Here is a 15,268-nt window from a genome sequence, read left to right as displayed (position 1 = left end):
CCGGGTTTTTTGTGGGCGCTGGCAGGTTAGACTCGCGCCTCGTTTTAATGCCTGACCGGCACAGCGGTCCTTTAGGCCTGATCGGCTTGGATTTGAGCGGTTTTCGCCTCAATGATGCCAAACTGTTCAAAGGCGCCGTGATTTCCAAAGCCCAGGCGTCGATGTTGTTGTCCGAGTTGGGCTTGTCCGTTGCTTAGGGTGTTTGATTGATGCTGGTGATTTCCAACAATGTGCACTTGCCCGATGCCGAGATCGAGCTGACCGCCATTCGCGCCCAGGGCGCCGGTGGGCAGAACGTCAACAAGGTATCGAGCGCGGTGCACCTGCGTTTTGACATCCCTGCGTCGTCGTTGCCGGAGTTCTACAAGGAGCGGCTGCTGGCTCTGCGTGACAGCCGCATCACCAGCGACGGCGTGCTGGTGTTGAAAGCCCAGCAGTATCGGACCCAGGAGCAGAACCGCGCGGATGCGCTGGAGCGTCTGGTGGAGTTGATCCTCAGTGCCACCAAGGTCGAGAAGAAGCGCCGCCCGACCAAGCCGACGCTGGGCTCGAAAAAGCGTCGCCTCGAATCCAAGACCAAGCGCGGCAACATCAAGGCCGGGCGCGGCAAGGTCGACTTTTAGTCGCCGCGCGTTTCGCGGGCCTTGGGCGCCTGGCGGTACAGGTAAACGCTGAGCAGCAAGCCACCGAGGGCAGCGAGGGCGGCGAACAGGAAGATCGATGCAAAGCCAAAGCCGGCCGCGACCGCCCCAGCCAGCGGTCCGGTGATCCCCAGGGACAAGTCGATGAACAACGAGTAGGCGCCCACCGCCGAGCCACGGCTGGAGGCGGGTACCAGGTTGACCGCCTCCACGCCCAGCGCCGGAAACACCAGGGAAAAACCGAAGCCGCTCAATGCTGCACCCGCCAGGGCCAGGTTGGCGTCCGGCGCCAGCCATAACAGCAGCAGGCCAAGGATCTCCACCGACAGGCAGGCAATCGCCACGCGAAAGCCGCCGATGCGGTTGATCAAGTTGCCAAACAACAGGCGCGCACCGATAAAGCTCGCGCCGAACAGGCTCAGGGCCCACACCGCGTTGTCCCAGTGCTGGGTGGTGTAATACAGGGTGATAAAGGTGGCGATGGTGCCGAATCCGATCGAGCCCAGCGCCAGCGCGCAACCGTGGGGCAGTACGCGGCCCAGCACGTTCATGAACGGCAGGCGCACGCCGGCGACGATGGGCGCGGCTTCCTTCTTCCAGGCCAGCAGCAGGCCGATGACGGCGAGCAGGATGATGCTGACGCCCATGCTCCACAGGCCCAGGCTTTTCACCAGCAACACGCCCAACGGTGCGCCGACGGCCAGTGCACCATAGCTGGCGATACCATTCCACGAAATGACCTTGGCCGTATTGGCCGCGCCGACACGGCCGATGCCCCAGCCGATGGCGCCAGAGCCCACCAGGCTTTCCGCGCTGCCCAGCACCAGGCGCCCGATGAGCAGGCTGCCCAGGCTGATCGCCGGCAGGCTGGAAAACCAAGCGGCCAGCAGCATGAACACACCGCTCAGACCACAGCCGACCAACCCGATCAATACCGCGCGCTTGCTGCCCAGGTTGTCGATGATTTTGCCGGCATACGGGCGGCTCAGCAGGGTGGCCAGGTATTGCAAGCTGATCACCAGGCCGGCGATAACGGCGCCGTAGCCCAGTTCACTGTGGACATAGCCGGGCAATACGGCGAGGGGGATGCCGATATTCAGGTAGCCGATAAAGGTAAACAACACGATGGAAACAACTTGCAGCGTGACCGCCATGGGGCGCTGGGTATCTGGCATGGGAGAGGTCCACAGTCGCAGCAGGTAAAGATAGGCTGCTAATGATACCGATGGTTTGACCCACGCAGGGTGGTAAATTCCAAAAACGTCAGATCAGAAAGACGTCAGGACTTGGGCGGGGCGAGCAATTGGGTGGTGACCAGGGCGGCCAAGGCGTTTTCCTGGGTGCCAAAGCGCTTGAGCAGCAGGGCTTGTTTGTCCGCGCTGAGGCGGTTCCAGACGTCGACCATCTGCAAGGCAGCGTCGAGGACGGCGGTATCCGGGGTATCTGTCATGGCGTCTATCCAGGTCTATTCAGGCAGTGTGGAAAGCGCGCAAAGCTGCGCTTTCCACACGGTCTGGTACGGCGTCAGCCCTGGCTTTTGCCGTCGACTGGTTTTGCTTCTTTGGCCTCAGGCTGCTTTGGGCTGGCCTGCTGCGGTGTTGGCTGCTCAGTTTCGTGCAGGCTTGGGAAGGGGAGATTAGGTATCTCGTGCATCGTCGTCGCTCCTCGCAAGGTCTGTTTTTTCAATCGCAGGTGATTCCGCGCTCTCAAAAAGCCTTGGCAGGATACAGCACTGCAAATGACAAAAAGATTTTTCTGTCGGCGGATGTCAGAACTTTGATCATTTAACGCAAGTGACATGGGGTCACACGTCTAGAACGGGACTTTGCCAAGGATCATGTCGCGATACATCACGAAATCCCCCAATAAGCTGTAGAACGGGTGCTTGAAGGTCGCCGGGCGGTTCCTTTCGAAGAAGAAGTGGCCGATCCAGGCAAAGCTGTAGCCGGCAATCGGTATGGCCAGCAGCAACGCCAATGAGCCCCGACCAATGGCATAGGCCAGGATGCCGATCACCAGGGTGGTGCCGATGAAATGCAGGCGCCGGCAGGTACTGTTGGCATGCTCGCCCAGGTAATACGGGTAGAACTCAGCAAAGCTATTGAATTGCTTGATATTTTCCACGATTGCCGGCCCTTTGATTGTTGTGCCGCCCAACAGATGTTCGGCGGGGAGCTTATTTGAGTCTAGAGTGATCAGTGGTAACGGCCAGTGACAATAGATGCCACTTTAGTATCCTTGGCTTTCCTGGCTGCCGTTTAAGCCTGCTTTATTAAGAAGACGCCATGAGCGAACGAACAACTTCTGCAAGCTGGGCGATGGGGATAGTCAAGGCATTGGAAATGGATGGCCTGGACTGCCGGACGCTGTTCAAGCAACTGGGCCTGGATTACGCCGCCCTGAATGACCCCGATGCACGGTTTGCGCAAGACTCCATGACCCGCCTGTGGCAGCGTGCGGTGGAACTGTCCGGCAACCCGGCAATTGGTCTGAACATGGGCAAGGTGGTGCGCCCGGCCTCGTTTCATGTGGCCGGGTATGCGTTGATGTCGAGCAACACGCTGGCCGAGGGGTTTATGCGCCTGGTGCGTTACCAGCGGATCATTGCCGAAAGTGCCGACCTGAGTTTCCGCCTGCTACCTGAAGGCTATGCACTGATTCTGACGGTGCATGGCGATCACCTGCCGCCCACCCGGCAAAGCGCCGAAGCCTCGCTGGCCAGTGCTCTGGCGATGTGCGGCTGGCTCAGCGGCCGCACCCTGCAGCCGCGTAAAGTGCTGTTGCAAGGCGATCACCCGGTGGACCTGGGGCCGTACAAACAAGCCTTCCATGCCCCGCTGGAATTCAACGCGGCCTACGATGCACTGATTTTCGAGCAGGCCGACATGGAGGCGCCACTGCCCACCGCCAACGAGGCCATGGCGCTGCTGCATGATCGGTTTGCCGGTGAGTACCTGGCGCGCTTCTCGGAAAGCCGCGTGACCCACAAGGCCCGGCAGGTGCTGTGCCGCCTGTTGCCCCAGGGTGAGCCCAAGCGCGAAGTGGTGGCGCAGACGCTGCACCTGTCCCAGCGCACCCTGCAACGGCGATTGCAGGAGGAGGGCACCAGTTTTCAGACCCTGCTTGATGACACCCGTCGCGAACTGGCCGAGCAATACCTGGCGCAACCGAGCATGACCTTGCTGGAAATTGCCTACCTGTTGGGGTTTGCCGACCCGAGCAATTTCTTCCGCGCCTTCCGTCGCTGGTTCGATGCCACGCCCGGTGAATACCGGACGCGGTTGCTCGAAGCGTCGACGGTCAGTGGCGCCAAAACGCCGGAATACACAGAACAAAGACCGTAATGATCTCCAGTCGGCCGAGCAGCATGCCGAGCGACAGGATCCACTTGGCCGCATCCGGCAGGCTGGCGAAGTTGCCGGCCGGGCCGATGGTTTCCCCCAGGCCCGGGCCGACGCCGGACACCGTGCTGGCAGCGCCGGTCAGCGCGGTCATCCAGTCCAGGCCGAGCAGCGACAGTGCAAGGGCGATGGCGCAGATGGTGATGGCGAAGAAGAACGAAAAAGTCAGGATCGAGCGTACGATTTCTTCGTCGAGACGGTGGCCGTTGTACTTCTGCTTGATCACCGCGCGAGGGTGAATCAATTGGTTCAAGTTGGCCTTGAGCAGGATGTAGGCGACCTGGAAGCGGAAGATCTTGATCCCGCCCGCCGTGGAGCCGGAGCAGCCGCCGATAAAGCCCAGGTAGAAAAACAGCATCAGTGAGAAGTTGCCCCACAGGCTGTAGTCCCCCAGTGCAAAACCTGTAGTGGTCACCACCGAGGTAACGTTCAGCGCCACGTGGCGCAGGGCGTCCAGCCAATGCAGGTCGGTGGTCCACCAGTACCAGGTGCCGAGCACCAGCCAGGTTACCAACAGCAAGCCGAGCAAGCCCTGCACCTGCTGATCCTTGACCAGCGCCTTGCGGTTGCCGCGTAACGTGGCGACATACAGGGTGAACGGCAGGCTGCCGAGGATCATCACCACCACCGCGACCCAGTGCACCGCCGGTTGTTTCCAGTGGGCCAGCGACTCATCGGAGGTGGAGAAGCCGCCGGTGGAAATCGCCGACATCGCGTGGTTGATCGCATCGAACAAACCCATGCCGGCCCACCAGAACGCCAGGCTGCCCAGGATGGTGATGCCCACGTACGCCGCCACGATCAGGCGCGCCACCATGTGTGAGCGCGGCATGACCTTTTCCGAGCGGTCCGAGGATTCGGTCTGGAACAGACGCATGCCACCGATGCGCAGCAGCGGCAGGATCGCCACTGCCATGCCGATAAAGCCGATACCGCCGAGCCAGTGCAGCAGCGAGCGCCACATCAGGATGCCCGGCGACATGCTATCCAGCCCGCTCAATACGGTGGAGCCGGTGGCGGTGATGCCGGACATGCTTTCGAAAAACGAGTCGGTGTAGCTGATGTGCTGGGTCAGCAGGAACGGCAGCGCGGCAAAGATGCATACCACTACCCAGCTTGTGACGGTGAGCAGGTACATGTCCCGTGGGCGCAGGTGCACGTGTTCGGGGCGGCCGGGGATGACCAGGGCCAGGCCGGCGAGAAAGGTGATCATGCTGGCCCACAGGAACGAGGGCAGGTCGCGGGTGCGTTCGAAGATCACCAGGGTGGCCATGGGCACCACCATGGCAATTGCGAGGGTGATCAGGAAGATGCCGATGATGAAACCGATGATGCGTAGGGTCGGCAACGCCATGAAGTGAGCTCGGGTGATTGGGCAGAGGCGCCATTCTACCTGGGGTGCAGGTCTTGTAAACCGGCCCCTTCAGGCGATACCGAGCAAATGTGGGAGTGGGCTTGTGTGGGAGCGGGCTTGCTCGCGAATGCGGTGGGTCAGCCAAATATCCAGTGACTGATACAGCGCATTCGCGAGCAAGCCCGCTCCCACATGGGGTTTGTGGTGTTTGATGCAGGCATTAAAAAGGCGACCCGAAGGCCGCCTCATTCAACTCGGCGTTGATCAGAACTCGTGATCAGCGTTGTCCGGGTTCAGGTCGCTGATGCCCAGCTTGCCCGCCGCCGCTTCGATCGAACCGGTCTGCTTGACCAGCGCCGCGATGGCGTCACGTACGATCTGGTTGCCCGCATCGTTACCGGCCGCGATCAACTGGTCGTAGTGCTCACCCTTGTTGGCGTGGTCAACCATGACTTGGATCTTCGCTTCGGTCGCTGCCAGGTCTGCCTTCAGCGCGCTGTCGGCAGCCGGGTCGACCTTGGCCACCAGGGACGACAGGCTGGCGCCGGTCAGCTTGGTGCCGTCGGTGCGGGTGTATTCGCCCAGGTAGACGTTGCGGATGCCCTTGGCGTCGTAGAAGTGCGAGTTGTGGGTGTTGTCGCTGAAGCAGTCCTGCTCGTCTTCCGGCGAGTTGGCTTCCAGGGACACTTTCATACGCTCACCAGCCAGTTCGCCGAGGGACAGGCTACCCATGCCGAACAGCATTTTGCGCAGGCCGTCGGTGGCCGGTTCAGCCTCCAGGGTGGCGCGGTAGTTGTCGGCGACGTTTGGCTTCCAGTTGCCGACCATTTCTTCCAGGTCGCTCACCAGCAGCTGGGTCACGGCGCTCAGGTAGGCGCGGCGACGCTCGTTGTGGCCGCCCGTAGCGCCGTCGCCGGTCAGGTAGTCCGATGCTGGGCGGTTGCCGGCGCCAGGGCCGGTGCCGTTCAGGTCCTGGCCCCAGAGCAGGAATTCGATGGCGTGGTAGCCGGTGGCGACGTTGGCTTCGGAACCGCCCAGCTCGTTGAGGCTGGCAAGTTTTTCCGGGGTGATTTCCTTCACGTCGACCTTGTCTTCGCCGACCTGGACTTCGGTGTTGGCGACGATGTTGGCGGTCGCGCCTGGGTTACCCAGGGCGTGTTCGTAGGACTTGTCGACGTAGTCGATCAGGCCTTCGTCCAGCGGCCATGCGTTCACCTGGCCTTCCCAGTCGTCGATGATGGTGTTGCCGAAGCGGAACACTTCGCTCTGCAGGTACGGGACGCGTGCGGCAACCCAGGCCGCGCGGGCGGCTTTCAGGGTTTCGTCGTTCGGCTTGGCGAGGAACGCGTCGATGGCGGTCTGCAGGGTTTTGGCGGTGGATTCGGCGTCGCTGTAGACCGCGAACACCATGTCAGCGTAATGCGCGACCACGGCCTTGGCAGCTGCTTCGTCGACTTGGCCGGCAGGGGTGGCAGCCGCTGGAGCGGTAGTGCTGGCAGCCGGGGTCGGCGCCTGTGGCGCGGCGGCCTTGTCTTTACCTTCGCCGCAACCGGCGAGAGAAATGGCAATGGCCAGCAGACTGGCGGTGGCCAGGGGCATACGAATCATGGCGAACATCCTGCTTCGGTTGTTGATAGGGCGCGCGGGGGGAGCGCAAAACTGCGACATAATGCGAAAGATTTGCATTTTGTGTAAAGGCTTAAACGCGGGAAATATTCAGTATCGTTTTCTCGGTTCAAAGAATCGCGGCGTTATTGCGCTCTGACTGTTTCAGATACGCGGCCAATTCCCGCGCCGGCAGCGGTTTGCTGTAGTGATAGCCCTGCCCCTCATGGCAACCCTCGGAGATGATGTAGGCCTCTTGTTCCGCGGTTTCCACGCCTTCGGCGATCACCTGCATGCCCAGGCTTTTACCCAACTGGATAATCGCCCGCACGATGGTGGCATCGTCGTCGTCATCCAGCAGGTCCTGGACGAAGCTCTTGTCGATCTTGATCTTGTCCAGGGGGAGGCTTTTCAGGTAACTGAGGGATGAATAGCCGGTGCCGAAGTCGTCAATCGCGATCAACGCTCCGGAGCGGCGCAGGCTCAGCAGGTGTTGGGCGGCGGTGCTGATGTCTTCCATCAGGCCGGTTTCGGTGACTTCCAGCTCCAGGCTGCGCGGCGGCAGGCGGTAGATCTGCATCAGGTTGTTGACCACTCGCGGCAACTCGGTGTGGTGCAACTGCACGGTGGACAGGTTGACCGCCATGCGCAACTCGGTGAAACCCAGGTCATGCCATTCGCGCAACTGCCGGCAGGCCTGGTCCAGTACCCATTCGCCAATCGCGATGATGGTGCCGTTCTGTTCGGCCAATGGGATGAACAAGTCAGGCGGCACCAGGCCATGTTCCGGGTGCTGCCAGCGGATCAACGCTTCGACGCCCACCACACGGTGGTCGCGGTAGCTGATTTGCGGTTGGTACACCAGGTGGAACTGGTTGCGACTCAAGGCGTCGCGCAGGTCTTTTTCCAGTTCGCGGCGGCGGCGCATTTCGCTGTCGACGCTGGCGATATAGAACTGGTAGCGGTTGCGTGACCGGCTCTTGGCCAGGGTCATGGTCTGTTCGGCTTTTTGCAGCAGCTTCTCGGTGCTGTCGCCATCTTCCGGAAACAGGGTGATGCCTATAGTGGCGCGCAGGCGGATCTGTTCGTGGTCGAGGGCGAATTCCGCTTCGAGGTCATCGAGGATGCTTTGTGCCAACTCCGCGGCTTCGTAGGGTTGGTCGATGTCGGCCTGCACCAGGGCGAACTGGTCGCCCCCCAGGCGGGCGAGGGCGCCGAGGCGGCCGCTATGGGCGCGCAAACGGTCGGCGAGGGCCAGCAGCAATTGGTCGCCGGCCTGGTAGGTGAACTGCTCGTTGACGCTCTTGAAGTCGTCCAGGCCCACGCACAACACCGCCACGCGGCGCTGCCGGCGGCCGGCGTCGATGAGGATCTTGTCCAGTTGTTCCTGCAGCTTCTGGCGATTGGGCAACCCGGTCAGGAAGTCGTACTGCGCCATGCGCCGCAGGCTGCTCTCGGCCTCGTGACGCAGGTGGGTGTTGCGCTCGATGGATTCGAGCAACTGGTTGGCGGTATTGATCCACAGCCCCAGTTCATTGCGTTCATGGCCTTTGAGCTGGGGGATCTTGTGTTCGCTGGGCCGGTCCGGGTTGATCGACGTCAGGTGCTCGATGATCCGCGACAACGGCTTGGTCAGCAGCCAGTGGTAGACCAGGTACAACACCAGGCCCATCGCCAGGGCCCGAAGCACTCCGGAGATAAAGATAATCACCGAGCTGACAATAAAATCCTTGCCGTACGTGGCGGTGTCGAGGGTGATGCTCAGGTCGCCGTAGTACTCGCTGTAGGGACCTTTGCCCACCAATGCCGTGGTGAACGTGCGTTCCTGGCCAAGAATCAGGTCGGTCAGCCAACGGCTGGGGGATTGCTGCAGGGCGCGGCTTTTTTCCGCGAGCATGGTTTCGTTGGGATGGCCGATGGACGCCATGCGTACCGCATCGTCTTGAAACAGGCCCTCAATGACCTGCATTCCCATCTCGCGGTCCAGGCTGTAGACGGCCTGGGTCGAGGGGTCGCGGAACATGTCGAGGATGCGCTGGGCATCGCTGGCCACGGCCTGGCGCGTTTTGTAGGCATCAAAGACGATCTGCGCCACGCTCAGCGCTACACCCACGACCAAGGCCGACAGCAGCACGACCCGTAGCAACTTCACCGACAAGCTGTTTTTGAGTTCCAGCTTCAAAGGGGGATTCCTTGTTCCATGCGGGTAGCCTCAATATGCCATGAGTATTGGCAATCTGAGGGTGGCAGTCAAAGGGACATTCGGTTAAGCGGGAAATGTTGAGAAAAGTGGAACCCAGCTCGCGGAAATTGCCACCCACGCGGTGAGGGGAATGAGCCTCTCGTTGAATACTGGAGTACTTATTTATGTTGACGGCATTGGCAGGCATAGCGTTGCCTGCAGTGGCTGCGGCTGCAGCCCCTGTGGTTGGGCAGGGTTTGAAAATGTTAGGGGATGTTGGCGAGCAGGTCGTAAAAGGCGCGATGGGCGCAGTCTTGGGGGGGGCGGGTCTAGGGCAGTCAAATCCAACAATCAACTTTGGGGGCAGCAACAATCGCAATAACGTACTGGAGCAAATAGGCCTCCAAATGTTGGCGAATGCCGTGAAGCGTTAAGCCCACATATTCCCTGGCATGCCCCGTGCGATAGCGGAGTCAAAAGCCGCAGGAGCAGGAGCGGTCCCGCTCCTGCCCTGGCGCTATCGTTTAATTAATGAAACTGATCGTCTGCTTAGCCTTGTTGGTCAGGGCGGCAAACTGTATCGGTTCGCTGGATTCGCTCTTTGGACTCTCTGCGCCGATTTTCTTTGCTACTGCGTCGGCAAAGGGTTGGATCAGTGGTGCAATAGCTTTTACCACTTCGCCAACGACAGGAATTGCGGCTTTCAATAGATCGCCACCCAGCGAGATTGCGGAGGCTGCGCTTATTGTCATTGTGATTTCTCCGATAGGTTAAGGGGGCGTATCCCCTCACCGAATAAGTGGCGGCTGACGCTGTGAGAGTTCCTCGTGGGGTTTGCGCTAACCATGAAAAAGCCCGGCAATTCAGGCTGTGTGAAAACCTAGCAATCTGCCGCCCGGTTTAAGAAAAATGCCCGTATCGAAAGATACGGGCATTTTTCTTATGCGCTACATCCAAGGTGAAGACCGTATCCAAGGCATTCTGTTTCCAGTCTCACTGGACGAACTCATTCCCGAAAAAATGCCCGGTTCCTGTTTCGCCAACTCGACGGAACACGAACGGAAATGGCGCTAGCGATGCAGGTGTACAACCTGAAAAGAGCCATAAACGTGTTGGGTGTGCGAAAAATGATGGAGTTGATGGGCTGAAAAGCCCTTTTTGCTATCCGAAACCGCAAAAGCAAATGCCCCGACAAGTCGGGGCATTTGCTTTAGACCGGCGTGGGCTGCGTTTTCACACAGCCTGCATTGCCGGGCTTTTTTTACTGCAAGGGCTGCTTAGGCAGTGAAGGTCTTGCCTTCGAACTGCTCAGCCACGAACTTCCAGTTGACCAGGTTCCAGAACGCTTCCACATACTTTGGACGCGCGTTGCGGTAGTCGATGTAGTAGGCGTGTTCCCACACGTCGCAGGTCAGCAGCGGGGTGTCGCCGCTGGTCAGCGGGTTGCCGGCGCCGATGGTGCTGGCCAGGGCCAGGGAACCGTCAGCCTTTTTCACCAGCCAGCCCCAACCGGAACCGAAGGTGCCGACGGAGGTCTTGGTGAACTCTTCCTTGAACTTGTCGAACGAACCGAACGCAGCGTTGATGGCTTCAGCCAGCGCGCCGGTTGGTTGACCGCCGGCGTTTGGCGCCAGGCAGTTCCAGTAGAAGGTGTGGTTCCAGACCTGGGCAGCGTTGTTGAAGATGCCGCCCGAAGAGGACTTGACGATCTCTTCCAGGGTCTTGCCTTCGAACTCGGTGCCTGGCACCAGGTTGTTCAGGTTCACGACATAGGTGTTGTGGTGCTTGTCGTGGTGGAATTCCAAGGTTTCCTTGGAGATGTGCGGCTGCAGGGCATCGTGTGCGTAGGGCAGCGGCGGCAATTCGAAAGCCATGATGATTCTCCTAATCAGGTCAGTTGCGGTGAGCGCAAGGCCGATCACGGGCGGCCAAACAAGCGCCGGGGAGTTTGTACTCTTTGCGGCGCAGGGTCCGGATCATAGCACCGGGGGGGCGGCAAAACCACGCAACAACTGTGTGGGATAGAGGTTCCAGAGCGTTTTGGAATATTCGTCAGGCGGCGATCAATTGATAGGCCACGCTGAACATCATCACCGCCACCAACAGGTCCAGCAGGCGCCAGGTGGCCGGGCGTGCCAGCCACGGCGCCAACCATGCCGCACCGAGGGCCAGGGTGGCGAACCACAGGAAGGACGCACTGGCCGCCCCGGCCACGTAGGCACCGGGTTCGGTTTGTTGCGCGCCCAGTGAGCCGATCAGCAATACCGTGTCCAGATACACATGGGGATTGAGCAGCGTCACCGCCAAGGCACTGAGCATCACCGCGCGCAACGAACGCACCTTGAGGTTGCCGCCCTGCTCCAGGCTTTGGCTCGAAAATGCCCGACGCAGTGCCAGGGTGCCATACCACAACAGGAATGCCGCGCCGCCCCAGCGGGCAATCGCCAGCAGCAGCGGGTTTTGCGCCAGCACCGTGGCCAGGCCGAACACCCCCGCGGCCACCAACAACGCGTCGCATACCACGCACAACGCCGCGACGGGCAAATGGTGTTCGCGGCGCAGGCTTTGCGCCAGCACAAAGGCGTTCTGGGTGCCGATGGCCATGATCAAACCGAGGGCCACCAACAGGCCGTTCACATAGCTTTGCCACATAGGATTTACTCCGCGTCCGCCGCCAGTTGCCGTAATACCTGCAAGGCACGCTCGGCATCGGCGCGGCCGACGAACAGGTGATCGTGGTAATAGCCGGCAATCACATTGCAGCTGATTCCGGCCTGGCCCAGCGCGCTGGCAAAGGCGGCGGTGAGGCCGACAGCCTCCAGGGACGAATGCACGTTCAAGGTGATCCAGGCGGCCACGTAGTCGAACTGCAATCCTGCCTGTTCGGCTTGCTCGCGCTTGACAATCAGCGTCAGGCCTTCCTGTTCGCGAAAGCTGCCGATCACTTCACAGCCCGCCGGGATGCGGTGGTCGGGCAGGGTGCAGAACACATAGTCGCCGTCATTCAACTGCGGGCTCATGCTACTTAGCAGGGTCGCCAGGGCGGTTTCGCCAGTCATGTGAGAATTCCTTGAATAGAGAGAAGCAATGCTGGTCATTCTCACGGGCGAAGCTGTATAAGAAAAACCAATATTGCTGATCGCTCATTAGAGAAACTGATGTTCGACTATAAATTGCTTTCCGCCCTGGCAGCGGTGGTGGAACAGGCCGGCTTTGAACGCGGCGCCCAGGTGCTGGGGTTGTCGCAATCGGCGATTTCCCAGCGCATCAAGCTGCTTGAAGCACGCATCGGCCAGCCGGTGCTGGTGCGAGCCACGCCGCCGACGCCCACCGACATCGGCCGGCGCCTGCTTAACCATGTGCAACAGGTGCGCCTGCTGGAGCGCGACCTGCAAAGCCAGGTGCCGGCGCTGGACGCAGAGGGCATGCCCGAACGCCTGCGCATCGCCTTGAACGCCGACAGCCTTGCCACCTGGTGGGCCGAGGCGGTCAGCGCGTTTTGCGCCGAGCAGCATTTGCTGCTGGACCTGGTGGTGGAGGATCAGACCGTCGGCCTCAAACGCATGCGCGCCGGTGAAGTGGCGGCCTGTATCTGCGCCAGCGAGCGCCCGGTAGCCGGGGCCCGCAGCTTGTTGCTCGGCGCCATGCGCTATCGTGCGCTGGCCAGTCCGGCGTTTATCGCCCGGCACTTTCCCGGAGGGGTACGTGCCGATCAACTGGCGCGCACTCCGGCGCTGGTGTTCGGTCCGGATGATTTCCTGCAACACCGTTACCTGGCTTCGCTTGGTGTGGACGGTGGTTTCGAACACCATTTATGCCCATCTTCCGAAGGCTTCATCCGCCTGACGGAGGCCGGGCTCGGTTGGGGCCTAGTGCCGGAATTACAGGTGCGCGACCAGTTGGAAAAGGGCGTGCTGGTGGAGTTATTGCCAGATAAGCCCATCGATGTGCCGCTGTACTGGCATCATTGGCGCAGTGGCGGGCAACTGCTGGGCTTGTTGACCGACCATCTGGCCCAGGCGTGTGGCCAATGGCTGGTGCCGTTGGACTGACAGCGGGCGTCAAGGCAACAGCGATGAAAAATGAAAGAACATGGGGTAATACATGAAAATTCTGGTCACCGGCGCAAGCGGCTTCATCGGCGGACGCTTTGCGCGTTTCGCTCTGGAGCAGGGCCTCGACGTGCGGGTCAACGGGCGACGCGCCGAAGGTGTGGAGCACCTGGTCAGGCGCGGTGCCGAGTTTATCCAGGGTGATTTGAATGATGCCGACCTGGTACGCGAACTGTGCCGCGACGTTGAAGCCGTGGTGCATTGCGCGGGCGCCGTCGGGTTGTGGGGCAAGTATCAGGACTTCTACCAGGGCAATGTGCTGGTGACTGAAAACGTCGTCGAGGCCTGCCTTAAACAGCGTGTCGGCCGGTTGGTGCACCTGTCGTCGCCGTCGATCTACTTTGATGGGCGCGACCACCTGGGGTTGACCGAAGAGCAAGTCCCCAAGCGTTTCAAGCATCCTTACGCCGCGACCAAATACCTGGCCGAGCAGAAGGTGTTCGGCGCCCAGGAGTTTGGCCTCGAAGTGCTGGCGCTGCGCCCGCGTTTCGTGACGGGCGCCGGCGACATGAGTATCTTCCCGCGCCTGTTGAAAATGCAGCGCAAGAACCGCCTGGCCATCGTCGGCGACGGTTTGAACAAAGTTGATTTCACCAGCGTGCACAACCTCAACGAAGCGCTGCTCAGCAGTTTGCTCGCCACAGGTTCGGCGTTGGGCAAGGCCTACAACATCAGCAACGGTGCCCCGGTGCCGGTGTGGGATGTGGTGAACTATGTGATGCGTCAAATGGAACTGCCGCAGGTGAAGTGTTACCGGTCCTACGGTTTGTCCTACGGCGTTGCGGCGTTGAACGAAGCGTTCTGCGCGATATGGCCCGGCCGCCCGGAACCGGCGCTGTCGCGCCTGGGCATGCAAGTGATGAACAAAGATTTCACCCTCGACATCAGCCGTGCCAGGCATTATCTGGACTACGAGCCCAAGGTCAGCCTATGGACCGCCCTCGACGAGTTCTGCAGCTGGTGGAAGGCCCAGGATTCGGGGCTCAAGTAAGGTCACAACAGGCAACACATCGGGAACCGAATTCGTGGTTCCGGGTCGATCAGAGCGACAGGACTGCGGTTTATACTCCCGTCGCTCGCCACCTCACCGATTCAGGGTTGATTCATGCGTAACGATGCCAAAGACGATTTCGACGACGTTCCCAGCCTGCGCGCCGATGTAGGGGATGACGATGATTTCGAACCGACTCCCGCCACCTCGGTGCGTTCGCGCAACACAAAGGTGGTCAAGGTCAAGAGCGCCAGCACCGGGCCATTGTGGGCCCTGATCGGCGCGCTGCTCTTCGCCTTCGCCGGGCTGGCCTGGTGGAGCTTCCAGCAGATTTCCCTGATGGGGCAGCAACTGGTCGCCACCCAGGAAAGCTTTGCGCGCATCAGCGAAGAAGCGGCGGGGCGCCTGCAGGATATTTCCGGCAAGGTCGTCGCCAGTGAGGCCAGTGTGAACAACGGCAGTGAAGCGTTGAAGTTGCAGATCCGCCAGTTGGAGACCCAGTTGCTGGAGCAGGGCAAGCAGCAGGTCGGCGTGGCCGGCCAGGCCACCGAGCTCGACAAGCGCCTGGCGACCATGACCGCCAGCACCACCGAACTGTCGAGCGCCAACAGCAAGCTGCAAGGCCAGGTGCAGGCCTTGACCGACGCCGTGGCAGGCTTGAAGGCGGCACAAGGTGAGGCGGCCAAGCGCGATGCCGAGTTCAAGGAGCTGGCCGCCGATGTGGCTGCACTGAAGAAACAAGGCAACCCAAGCGCGGCCATTGCTCGTCTGGAGCAGGACCTGGTGGTGCTCAAGAGCGCCCAGGAAAACCAGCCGGCCAGCAGCGATGCGCCGACCAATAAAGAGTTTGATGTGTTCCGCATCCAGACCACCCGCAACATCACCACCTTGCAGAGCCAGGTGCAGAACCTGCAGCAGCAACTGAATGCACCGGCCAGGGTCACCCCGCTGGGGCAGTGATCACACCTGAGACAACAGGCGT

At 60.8% G+C, this 15,268-nt stretch carries 16 protein-coding genes; 5 read left to right on the top strand and 11 right to left on the bottom strand.

Features of this window, described 5'->3' with window-relative positions:
• Nucleotides 1-209: 209 nt before the first annotated feature.
• Nucleotides 210-623: an alternative ribosome rescue aminoacyl-tRNA hydrolase ArfB gene (arfB, locus tag PSH81_RS21205; RefSeq protein ID WP_192299396.1), complete on the top strand. Its 414-nt coding sequence runs from the start codon at nucleotides 210-212 to the stop codon at nucleotides 621-623.
• On the opposite strand, the gene PSH81_RS21200 is transcribed toward arfB, so the two are convergent.
• The 4 genes from PSH81_RS21200 to PSH81_RS21185 all read right to left on the bottom strand — a co-directional run bounded on the left by PSH81_RS21200 (nucleotide 620) and on the right by PSH81_RS21185 (nucleotide 2,765).
• Nucleotides 620-1,816, bottom strand: a complete 1,197-nt coding sequence (locus PSH81_RS21200) for an MFS transporter (protein WP_226456231.1) — start codon at nucleotides 1,814-1,816, stop codon at nucleotides 620-622. The genes arfB and PSH81_RS21200 overlap by 4 nt on opposite strands.
• A gap of 104 nt (nucleotides 1,817-1,920) precedes the next feature.
• On the bottom strand, nucleotides 1,921-2,091 hold the full coding sequence (locus PSH81_RS21195) for a hypothetical protein (protein WP_305391433.1): 171 nt from the start codon (nucleotides 2,089-2,091) through the stop codon (nucleotides 1,921-1,923).
• A 74-nt stretch (nucleotides 2,092-2,165) separates the two neighbouring features.
• Nucleotides 2,166-2,441: a hypothetical protein gene (locus PSH81_RS21190; RefSeq protein ID WP_192299578.1), complete on the bottom strand. Its 276-nt coding sequence runs from the start codon at nucleotides 2,439-2,441 to the stop codon at nucleotides 2,166-2,168.
• Nucleotides 2,442-2,453: 12 nt separating this feature from the next.
• Nucleotides 2,454-2,765: a DUF962 domain-containing protein gene (locus tag PSH81_RS21185; protein WP_192299393.1), complete on the bottom strand. Its 312-nt coding sequence runs from the start codon at nucleotides 2,763-2,765 to the stop codon at nucleotides 2,454-2,456.
• 161 nt (nucleotides 2,766-2,926) lie between these two features.
• Between PSH81_RS21185 and PSH81_RS21180 the strand changes: the two genes are divergently transcribed.
• Nucleotides 2,927-3,985, top strand: a complete 1,059-nt coding sequence (locus PSH81_RS21180; protein ID WP_305391432.1) for an AraC family transcriptional regulator — start codon at nucleotides 2,927-2,929, stop codon at nucleotides 3,983-3,985.
• On the opposite strand, the gene PSH81_RS21175 is transcribed toward PSH81_RS21180, so the two are convergent.
• The 7 genes from PSH81_RS21175 to PSH81_RS21145 form a co-directional block, all read right to left on the bottom strand.
• The gene (locus PSH81_RS21175) at nucleotides 3,942-5,396 is read right to left on the bottom strand and encodes a TrkH family potassium uptake protein (protein ID WP_192299391.1); all 1,455 of its coding nucleotides are present in this window, start codon (nucleotides 5,394-5,396) and stop codon (nucleotides 3,942-3,944) included. The genes PSH81_RS21180 and PSH81_RS21175 overlap by 44 nt on opposite strands.
• A gap of 264 nt (nucleotides 5,397-5,660) precedes the next feature.
• Nucleotides 5,661-7,004, bottom strand: a complete 1,344-nt coding sequence (locus PSH81_RS21170; RefSeq protein ID WP_226456229.1) for an imelysin family protein — start codon at nucleotides 7,002-7,004, stop codon at nucleotides 5,661-5,663.
• A 127-nt stretch (nucleotides 7,005-7,131) separates the two neighbouring features.
• On the bottom strand, nucleotides 7,132-9,183 hold the full coding sequence (locus PSH81_RS21165) for a bifunctional diguanylate cyclase/phosphodiesterase (RefSeq protein WP_192299389.1): 2,052 nt from the start codon (nucleotides 9,181-9,183) through the stop codon (nucleotides 7,132-7,134).
• Between the two features lie 524 nt (nucleotides 9,184-9,707).
• A complete protein-coding gene (locus PSH81_RS21160) occupies nucleotides 9,708-9,935 on the bottom strand; it encodes a hypothetical protein (RefSeq protein ID WP_305391431.1) in 228 nt (75 codons plus the stop codon).
• 525 nt (nucleotides 9,936-10,460) lie between these two features.
• Complete coding sequence (locus tag PSH81_RS21155) at nucleotides 10,461-11,057, bottom strand: superoxide dismutase (protein ID WP_192301010.1); 597 nt, start codon at nucleotides 11,055-11,057, stop codon at nucleotides 10,461-10,463.
• Between the two features lie 178 nt (nucleotides 11,058-11,235).
• Complete coding sequence (locus PSH81_RS21150; RefSeq protein ID WP_226456227.1) at nucleotides 11,236-11,835, bottom strand: LysE/ArgO family amino acid transporter; 600 nt, start codon at nucleotides 11,833-11,835, stop codon at nucleotides 11,236-11,238.
• A gap of 5 nt (nucleotides 11,836-11,840) precedes the next feature.
• Entirely contained in the window at nucleotides 11,841-12,242 is a 402-nt protein-coding gene (locus tag PSH81_RS21145; RefSeq protein ID WP_192301012.1) for an ACT domain-containing protein, read from the bottom strand.
• A 99-nt stretch (nucleotides 12,243-12,341) separates the two neighbouring features.
• Here PSH81_RS21145 and PSH81_RS21140 point away from each other — a divergent pair, with 99 nt between their 5' ends.
• From PSH81_RS21140 to PSH81_RS21130, 3 genes are all read left to right on the top strand, one after another.
• Nucleotides 12,342-13,235: a LysR family transcriptional regulator ArgP gene (locus tag PSH81_RS21140; protein WP_192301013.1), complete on the top strand. Its 894-nt coding sequence runs from the start codon at nucleotides 12,342-12,344 to the stop codon at nucleotides 13,233-13,235.
• A gap of 52 nt (nucleotides 13,236-13,287) precedes the next feature.
• On the top strand, nucleotides 13,288-14,286 hold the full coding sequence (locus PSH81_RS21135) for an NAD(P)-dependent oxidoreductase (RefSeq protein ID WP_305391430.1): 999 nt from the start codon (nucleotides 13,288-13,290) through the stop codon (nucleotides 14,284-14,286).
• A 114-nt stretch (nucleotides 14,287-14,400) separates the two neighbouring features.
• Entirely contained in the window at nucleotides 14,401-15,246 is an 846-nt protein-coding gene (locus tag PSH81_RS21130; RefSeq protein ID WP_192301015.1) for an ATPase, read from the top strand.
• Nucleotides 15,247-15,268: the final 22 nt, after the last annotated feature.

The organism is Pseudomonas sp. FP2335 (assembly GCF_030687535.1).
In the GTDB taxonomy this organism is placed as follows: domain Bacteria; phylum Pseudomonadota; class Gammaproteobacteria; order Pseudomonadales; family Pseudomonadaceae; genus Aquipseudomonas.
This window is presented reverse-complemented; position numbering and strand designations above follow the sequence as displayed.

Coding starts and splice junctions, on each gene's coding strand:
- arfB (WP_192299396.1), top strand. CDS start 210: ATGCTGGTGATTTCCAACAATGTGCACTTGCCCGATGCCGAGATCGAG.
- PSH81_RS21170 (WP_226456229.1), bottom strand. CDS start 7,004: ATGATTCGTATGCCCCTGGCCACCGCCAGTCTGCTGGCCATTGCCATT.
- PSH81_RS21145 (WP_192301012.1), bottom strand. CDS start 12,242: ATGACTGGCGAAACCGCCCTGGCGACCCTGCTAAGTAGCATGAGCCCG.
- PSH81_RS21150 (WP_226456227.1), bottom strand. CDS start 11,835: ATGTGGCAAAGCTATGTGAACGGCCTGTTGGTGGCCCTCGGTTTGATC.
- PSH81_RS21190 (WP_192299578.1), bottom strand. CDS start 2,441: ATGTCACTTGCGTTAAATGATCAAAGTTCTGACATCCGCCGACAGAAA.
- PSH81_RS21135 (WP_305391430.1), top strand. CDS start 13,288: ATGAAAATTCTGGTCACCGGCGCAAGCGGCTTCATCGGCGGACGCTTT.
- PSH81_RS21130 (WP_192301015.1), top strand. CDS start 14,401: ATGCGTAACGATGCCAAAGACGATTTCGACGACGTTCCCAGCCTGCGC.
- PSH81_RS21180 (WP_305391432.1), top strand. CDS start 2,927: ATGAGCGAACGAACAACTTCTGCAAGCTGGGCGATGGGGATAGTCAAG.
- PSH81_RS21200 (WP_226456231.1), bottom strand. CDS start 1,816: ATGCCAGATACCCAGCGCCCCATGGCGGTCACGCTGCAAGTTGTTTCC.
- PSH81_RS21140 (WP_192301013.1), top strand. CDS start 12,342: ATGTTCGACTATAAATTGCTTTCCGCCCTGGCAGCGGTGGTGGAACAG.
- PSH81_RS21175 (WP_192299391.1), bottom strand. CDS start 5,396: ATGGCGTTGCCGACCCTACGCATCATCGGTTTCATCATCGGCATCTTC.
- PSH81_RS21195 (WP_305391433.1), bottom strand. CDS start 2,091: ATGACAGATACCCCGGATACCGCCGTCCTCGACGCTGCCTTGCAGATG.
- PSH81_RS21160 (WP_305391431.1), bottom strand. CDS start 9,935: ATGACAATAAGCGCAGCCTCCGCAATCTCGCTGGGTGGCGATCTATTG.
- PSH81_RS21155 (WP_192301010.1), bottom strand. CDS start 11,057: ATGGCTTTCGAATTGCCGCCGCTGCCCTACGCACACGATGCCCTGCAG.